We start from the raw sequence: 7,907 nt of genomic DNA, 5'->3' as shown, positions 1-7,907 counted from the left end.
ATGCACCGCCACCGCCTGCGCCACACTCGCCTGCGCCACACCCGGCCGCGCATCCGCCGGCACCGCACGTCGCGCAAGCGGCTGTGCATCGTGCTCCGCCACCCCGGCCCGCAGCGCCGCACGTGTCGCGGCCCGCACCGCGGCCTCATCCTGCGCCACGGCCGCAGCATCCCGCTGCGAGACCAGCGCCACACAGGCACGCATGATCCAACTCATCGGCGTGCCTGCAAGGGCACGCCGATTTCATATGAGAGCCGTCGACGTCTCAATGGTGATGAGCCGACACGCCCTTGACGCACTGGGTCAACAGATCGACGGTGGCGGATTGGCCGACATCGCCCAAGCTGATCATGCCGACCATCCGCTTGCTCTTGTTGATCACAGGCAACCTGCGGATTTTCAGCGTTTCCATGTGATGCACCGCTTTCGCCAAATCGTCGTCTTCCCGGCAGCAATGAATGCCTTCGGTCATCACATCCCGCGCGGTCATGCGCGCGGCGTTGAAGTCCTTGCTCGCGAGGCCTTTGCAGACAATGTCGCGATCGGTCACCATCCCAATCAAATGGTCGTCTTTGCCGATCGGAATGCATCCGACGTCGTGCCCTTGCATCAGTTTCGCGATTTCGGTGATTGGGGTGTCAGGGCTGACCCAGTCGACGCCCTTGTGCATCACGTCCTTGACTTTCATGGAGGACCTCCCTTTCAAGGCAACAGCCCCCTCGCTGGCAATCATACAACATAGCCGGCGCGACTGCATGCGTGCTGCGCCCTGGTCAGGGCGCACCAACAGGTAGTCCGCTATCGTGCCGCCTCAGTCGTGCGTACTGAAGCGGCCGTGCAGGGAACCGGCAGTCAAGCGATCGAATTGCGCGCGACCGAGGTGAAGCAACGTCTCATGATCGCCGGCTTCGATATAGATTTCGGGCTGCGTCTGAATGCTGTCATCAACGATAACGTCGAGCCCATAGCAGATGCCCGCGGCGGGAACCGCCCCATGCGCACAGTCCGCGAACAGCCTATCGATCTCGCTTTCAGCGGCCAGGGCAATATCGTCGCCGAATCTCGCCTTTAGATCCGTCAGCCTGAGGTGATGCGACGCCGGCAGCACGGCGAGCAGATAGCCGCCGTTGCGGCGCAGCACGATGGCCTTGGCCAGCCGATCGCCCGGGACGTGACAGGCCTGGGCGGTAAGGGCGGACGACATCGTCAGCACGTGCGGGATTTCGTCGTACTCGATGTTTTCGACAGCGAGATATTTATGCAGTGTGGGCGAAATGGTCATAGCGTCACCTCCGGTGCGATATGCAACCATCCACCGTGGTCCCGCCCCCGCCGCACGATGAGCGGCTGCGTAGTTTCCAAGACCGAGCATAAGTCCTGTCGTAGGACACCGCAATTCGATCCCTGGAGCCTCGTTCCGATTGAATCGTAACGCGGCTCCAAATTCCAATTTTTACGCGTTTTCTTCACGCGAACCGGTACTCCGCCGGAAAACGCCCCCTAATGTGGGCGCCGCGCCAGGTTCAAGTTCCGGGCCTTGTCCAGATTGCGGGCCTCAGCCAGCGCGGCCGCGCTCGGCAAGAGGGCCGACGCAAGGTCGGTCTCGGTGAAATCGGCGCCGGCCACATTGGCGTCGGATAAGTCGGCGCCCGCAAGGTCGGCCTTGTTGAGGTTGCAATTCGTCAAATTGGCGCTCTGCAGCTGCGCGAATTCGAGATCGGCGCGGGCGAGATTGGCGCCGCTCAAATCCGCATTCCGGAGATCGGCGGATTTGAGCACGCCACGCATCAGGCCCATCGATTGATTGCGCATATCCGCGCTCAAATCGGCGCCCGCCAGCTTGGCCCCGATCAGGCTGGCACCGGAAAGATCGGCGGTTATGCGAGCGCCGCGCAAATCGGCGCCGCCAAGCTTGGCGCGATGCATCTGCGTGCCGAGCAGCGATGCCTTTGCGAGGGATGCCTCCGTCAAATCTGCTTCCATGAGCCAAGCCTGATTCAGGTTGGCCCGATCGAAGCGGGCACCTTTCAGATTGGTCCGGTTGAGCTTTGCGAGATGAAGGTTGCCACCGGAGAAGTCGAGGCCCGAGAGATCGAGGTGCGACAGTCGCTTACCCTCCAAATCTGCAGAATTTCGGTCCCCTTGAGGCACCGCCTTGAGGAGCGCGTCGACCTCGGCGCGCGTCATTTCCGACGCCGTCATCTCGGGACCGTTGAGATCGACCCCGTGCAGCATGTCCTGCGACACAGCGTCAGTCGGATCAACGAGCAGCGCCGCCACCGACACAAGGGCAAATGCGAGACGAAACGACATCGCCGTCTCTCCGCTTTTCAGCAACCCGGTTTTGTGTCTTTCATTCTTCGGGTTGGTTGCACCATCAGGTTAGCTGGTTGCCTCCGGCTTGTACCGGAGTATGAAACCGGATCCCGATCCTGGCAATGCCCGTGACCGCTCCGTCAGGGGAAACGCTGCCCGCGAGAGCAAAGGGCAGATCGCAGCCTATCGCTCCGGCGACGGAGGCAATTTCGCCGCCGGCTTCCGGTAGCTTATCCCGCCGCGTGCCCGTTTCGGTCCGGCTACGGGACGAGCCCGGCTTCGACATTTCGCCAATCCGACCGCGCGTCTTCCGCGCTTTCAAAAATATGTGCGGCGACGCCGCGCCGTTCCAGCGCTTCGCCGAGCTTGATGCGCAGGAAGCCCGACGTGGTGTAACGGGAGACGCCGGAATAGAAGCGGTCGGTCAAACCTTGCACCATCGCCGAATATTCGTCGAGCAACTCGGGGACAATCGAGAAGTTGTCGTAATTGACGATTGCATAGACGCGGCGATCGAGGCTGCCGAGGTTGGCCTCGACGGCGCGCGCGATCGCATCGATGTCGGCCCTGCTACGCAGCGCGAAGCGCTCCAGGTTGACGAAGAACAGGTTCTGCTGCTGGTCCAGCGTGAAGCGTCGATCAAGCGGAAGCGTCAGCAGGTCGCTGCGCAAATCCATCGGGCCGTCGCGGAAGATCCGGGCATCCATCAAGGCTGGATCGCGCGGGATCAGCGGCCTGAAATCCATCAGGGCGAGGATGTCGCGCTCGATATCGATGCCGGGCGCAACCTCGATCAGCTCGAGTCCACCTTCGGTCAGCGCAAGCACGCAGCGCTCGGTGACGTAGTGCACGGTCTGCCCACGCCTGGCGGCAACGGCGCCGCTGAACGTCACATGCTCGACGGCCTCGACAAATTTGCGGGCTTGCGCTTCTTCGGCGATGACCAGCTTGCCGTCGGCTACGCCGATGCGCTGGCGTCCCGCACCAAACGTGCCGACGAAAATCACCTTCTTGGCGTTCTGGCTGATGTTGATGAAGCCTCCGGCACCGGCGAGCTTGGGACCAAATTTGCTGACGTTGAGATCGCCGGCGCGATCGACCTGGGCAAGACCGAGGAACGCAGCATCGAGACCGCCACCGTCATAGAAATCGAACTGATAGGGCTGGTCGATCACCGCCTGCGTGTTGACGGCGGCACCGAAATCGATCCCGCTCGCCGGCACGCCGCCGATCACACCTGGCTCGGCCGTCAGCGTGATCAAGTCGATGACCCGCTCCTCGTTGGCGACGGAGGCGATACCCTCGGGCATGCCGATGCCGAGATTGACGACGCTGTTGGCCTTGAGCTCGAATGCCGCCCGGCGCGCGATGATCTTGCGCTCGCTCATCGGCATCGGCGGCAGCGAGCCGGCGCGCAGCCTGATCTCTCCGCTGTAGGCCGGATTGTAATGCGTGCCGAACGTCTGCCAATGGTTTTCCGGCTTCGCCACCACCACGCAATCGACGAGGATGCCGGGGATTTTCACCTGGCGCGGATTGAGGCTGCCGCTTTCTGCGACGCGCTCGACCTGGGCGATGACTATGCCGCCGGAATTATGCGCCGCCATGGCGATCGCCAGCGCCTCCAGCGTCAGCGCTTCCTTTTCCATCGTGAGATTGCCGTCGGCATCGCCGGTGGTGGCACGGATGATCCCAACGTCGATGGGAAAAGCCTTGTAGAACAAGCACTCCTCGCCGCCGAGCGTGACCAGCTCGACCAACTCATCGACGGTGCGGGCGTTGAGCTTGCCACCGCCCTGGCGCGGATCGACGAAGGTGCCGATACCGACGCGTGAGACGTGGCCGGGACGACGCGCGGCGATATCGCGGAACAGATGGGTGATGACGCCTTGCGGCAGATTATAGGCCTCGATCTGATTTGCGATTGCCAGTTGCTGTAATTTGGGTGCGAGCCCCCAATGGCCGCCGATCACGCGCCGGACCAGCCCCTCATGTGCGAAATGGTTGAGGCCGCGGTGCTTGCCGTCTCCCTGTCCCGCCGCATAGACCAGCGTGAGGTTGCGAGGCTTGCCCTGCGCATAGGGCGCGTCCGTTTCGTTGGCGAGATAGAGCTCCTCCAGCGCGAGCGCGATCTCTTCGGCAAAGCCGATGCCGACAAAACCGCCGGTCGCGACCGTGTCACCATCGTGGATCAATCGCACGGCTTCGGCGGCCGTAACGATCTTGCCCTTCTCCGTCGTACGCAGATAGGACAGCGCCGGATGCTGGCTCACTTCATTCCTCCCGATCATTGGCGCGTTTTACGGCGAAGCGGCCGCCGGCTCGTGCGAAGAAAACGCGCTAAAAACAACAAGCCGGGACCTCGTTCCGATTCAATCGGGAACGGGCGCTAGACCAGCCCGGTGACGTAATAGACCGCGATCACGAAGAACACCGCCAGCGTCTTCAGGCAGGTTACCGCAAAGATGTCCCTGTAGGACTGCTGGTGGGTCAGCCCGGTCACCGCGAGCAGGGTGATGACGGCGCCATTGTGCGGCAGCGTGTCCATGCCGCCGCTCGCCATCGACGCGACGCGGTGCAGTACCTCGGGCGGGATGTGCGCCGCCTCGGCCATGGCGACGAAATCCTTCGCCATGGCGGCGAGCGCAATCGACATGCCGCCCGAGGCTGAGCCGGTGATGCCGGCGAGCGAGGTGACGGTGATGGCTTCGTTGACGAGCGGATTTGGGATGGATTTCAGTGCATCCTTGATGACGATGAAGCCGGGAAGCGCCGCGATCACGCCGCCGAAGCCGTATTCGGACGCGGTGTTCATCGCCGCCAGCAGGGCACCGCCGACCGCGGCCTTGCTGCCCTCGGCGAAGGTCTTTTTCAATTTTGGAAACGCGAATGCGAACACCGTCAGAATGCCCGCGATCAGCGCGCCCTCCACTGCCCAGATCGCCTTGATGCTGGCGATCGGCGTGACAATCGAATGGTCGAGCGCAAGCGTCAGATCGTAGCTTGTGCCATACGCCCGCTCGATCAAGCCGCCGAACACGCCGGGAAAGCCGCCGAGCAGCAGATTGACCGCGAACACCACGATCAGCGGCAGAAAGGCGACCAACGCCGGCGCCAGCTCCGTGGTATCGACCGGCGGCGGCTCGTTGCTGTGTCCCTCACCATAGCCCTCGCCGGCGATAGCCGCCTGACGTCGGCGCCATTCGAGATAGAGCAGGCCGAACACGAGGATGAAGATCGCACCAATCGTACCGAGGATCGGCGCCGCGCCGTTGGTGGTCTTGAAATAGGTGGTCGGAATGATGTTCTGGATTTGCGGGCTGAACGGCAGCGAATCCATGGTGAAGGAAAAGGCGCCGAGTGCGATCGTGCCGGGAATCAGGCGTTTTGGAATATTGCCGGCCCGGAACATCTCGGCGGCGAAGGGATAGGCGGCGAACACCACGACGAACAGGGAGACGCCGCCATAGGTGAGCACCGCGCAGACCAGCACGATCGCGAGCATCGCGCGCTGGCTGCCGACGAGGCCAATCACCGCCGCCACGATCGATTTGGAGAAGCCGGAGAGTTCGATCACCTTGCCGAACACCGCGCCGAGCAGGAACACCGGAAAGTATAGCTTCGCGAAGCCAACCATCTTGTCCATGAAGAGACCGGTGAAGGCGGCGGGCACTGCGCCCGGATCGGTCAGCAGCACCGCGCCAAGCGCAGCGACCGGCGCGAACAGGATGACGCTGAAGCCGCGATAGGCGACGAACATCAGGAAAACGAGCGCGGCCAGCGCGACCAGAAAGCTCATCTGTTTCTCTCCCGGTAATTGTTCTTTTCGGACGCTTCTTGTGCATTCGAGGTGCGTCTTCCCGGACGCAGAGCAAGGGGCGGGCCAAATTGCCTCGCAATGCATCAAATGGCTGAAAAGCCGGCAGTTCGTCGCCGGCATGTGGGTGTGCCGGCGGATCGGTTGATGTCTACGATCTGAGACTCAAGACACCTTGAAGTCTCAGAACTCAGACAGCATCCGATTGGGCGAGACCGAATTTTGCGAGCTTCTTGTAGAACGTTGCGCGCGAGATGCGCAGCATTCGCGCGGCTTCCGAAATCTGCCCATTGGCGGCCTGAAGCGCGCATTCGAGCGTCCGCTTTTCGAACTCCGCTTCGGCCTGCGCGTAGGGAATCACCGTCCCGGCGGGCGGCGGCGGCACGGCGGCCCTCCCCTCGGCGCCCACGGACAGGATGCGGGCGAAATCATCGCCGGCGAGACGACCGGAGTCGCTGAGAATCAGCGCGCGCTCCAGCACGTTGCGCAGCTCACGGACGTTTCCAGGCCAACCGTAGCAGGCGAGCGCGGCGAGGCCCGACGGTGTGAGCTTCGCGTTGAGGTAATCGCCGGACCGGACGATGTCATCCAGCAGCCTCGCACAGATTTCCGGGAGATCGCCGGCGCAATCGCGCAACGGCGGCAGGGCGATCGTGAGCACGTTGAGGCGGTAGAAAAGGTCTGCCCGGAATGTGCCTTCGTTGACGCGCTTCTGCAGATCGACGTTGGTTGCAGCAATGACGCGAACATCGACTTTCGTGACCTTGTCGGACCCAACCGGCTCGATTTCCCGCTCCTGCAACACCCGCAGCAGCTTGCTTTGCAGCTGCAACGGCATTTCGCCGATTTCGTCGAGGAACAGCGTGCCGCCATCGGCGCTCCGGAACTTGCCGTCCCGACCTTTGCGGTCGGCGCCGGTATAGGCGCCCGGCACCGTGCCGAAGAACTCGGACTCGATCAGCATATCCGGGATGGCGGCGACGTTGACGCTGACGAAAGGCTTTTCGGCGCGCGCCGAAGCATTGTGGATCGCCTGTGCCAGCAATTCCTTGCCGGTTCCGGTTTCGCCGGTCAGCAGTACCGTCACGCTTTGGCGCGCCGCCCGGCGGGCGAGTTCCTTGGCTCGTCCGATGCGCTCGGTGTTGCCGACATAGTCGTCGAAGGTGAACCGGGCGCTGCGCGGTTGCGACAATTGCCGTTTCGCCAGCCTGAGGTCGCTTTCGAGTTGGCCCATCCGCGCGATCAGCGGCTTCAAATTGTCGAGACGGTCCGACAGCACGAAGCCGATCGCGCCGATGACGTTCCTGTTCTCGTCCTCGATCGGCATGCGCGTCACCACGAGCTGCTCGCCGCCGAGCTCCATGATATCCAGAAGGATCGGTTCACCGGTCTCGGCCACGCGGCGCATCAGGCTGTTCGGGATGATCTCCTCGATGGGACGCCCGATCGCCTCGGAGACGTGGCCAAGCCGAAGCGAGTGAAGGTATTTTTCGTTGACGTAGACGACGCGCCCGTCGCGATCGATCGCGATGGCGCCTTCGCAGAGATCCTCCAGGCGCTCCAGCAGCGTTTCCATGGCGCGTGCGCGGATGGTCGCGGGATCGCTGACGATGGGCTGGCGATCGGACATGGAGTTGCGAATGGTCCTTCAACAATGAGCGCACGCGGATGGTTGCTAACGACCACGCGTCCCGCCTCCGCTCCACCTGTCTCCGGAAGGACTGGACCTGCGAAGCAGATCGGGTTGCAGCAAATCTAGCAGGAGATCGCGTGA

7 protein-coding genes are annotated in these 7,907 nt (G+C 62.8%); all 7 read right to left on the bottom strand.

The features are described 5' to 3' along the window. On the bottom strand, nt 1–204 hold a 204-nt coding region (locus AC628_RS15230), incomplete at its 3' end, for a hypothetical protein (RefSeq protein ID WP_143201614.1). Between the two features lie 61 nt (nt 205–265). Further along, nucleotides 266–688: a CBS domain-containing protein gene (locus AC628_RS15225; RefSeq protein ID WP_074127603.1), complete on the bottom strand. Its 423-nt coding sequence runs from the start codon at nt 686–688 to the stop codon at nt 266–268. Between the two features lie 123 nt (nt 689–811). Next, on the bottom strand, nt 812–1,282 hold the full coding sequence (locus tag AC628_RS15220) for an aminoacyl-tRNA deacylase (RefSeq protein ID WP_074127602.1): 471 nt from the start codon (nt 1,280–1,282) through the stop codon (nt 812–814). A 218-nt stretch (nt 1,283–1,500) separates the two neighbouring features. Then, nucleotides 1,501–2,313: a pentapeptide repeat-containing protein gene (locus AC628_RS15215; RefSeq protein ID WP_074127608.1), complete on the bottom strand. Its 813-nt coding sequence runs from the start codon at nt 2,311–2,313 to the stop codon at nt 1,501–1,503. Nucleotides 2,314–2,576: 263 nt separating this feature from the next. After that, nucleotides 2,577–4,589: an acyl CoA:acetate/3-ketoacid CoA transferase gene (locus AC628_RS15210; protein ID WP_083632920.1), complete on the bottom strand. Its 2,013-nt coding sequence runs from the start codon at nt 4,587–4,589 to the stop codon at nt 2,577–2,579. Nucleotides 4,590–4,705: 116 nt separating this feature from the next. Continuing rightward, nucleotides 4,706–6,115, bottom strand: a complete 1,410-nt coding sequence (locus AC628_RS15205) for a GntP family permease (RefSeq protein WP_074127600.1) — start codon at nt 6,113–6,115, stop codon at nt 4,706–4,708. A 208-nt stretch (nt 6,116–6,323) separates the two neighbouring features. Next, entirely contained in the window at nt 6,324–7,763 is a 1,440-nt protein-coding gene (locus tag AC628_RS15200; protein WP_074127599.1) for a sigma-54 interaction domain-containing protein, read from the bottom strand. Nucleotides 7,764–7,907: the final 144 nt, after the last annotated feature.

It is taken from the genome of Bradyrhizobium sp. NAS96.2 (assembly GCF_001908235.1).
Classification (GTDB): Bacteria; Pseudomonadota; Alphaproteobacteria; order Rhizobiales; family Xanthobacteraceae; genus Bradyrhizobium.
The sequence above is the reverse complement of the archived record's forward strand: the minus strand, read 5'-3'. Positions and strand labels throughout refer to the sequence as shown.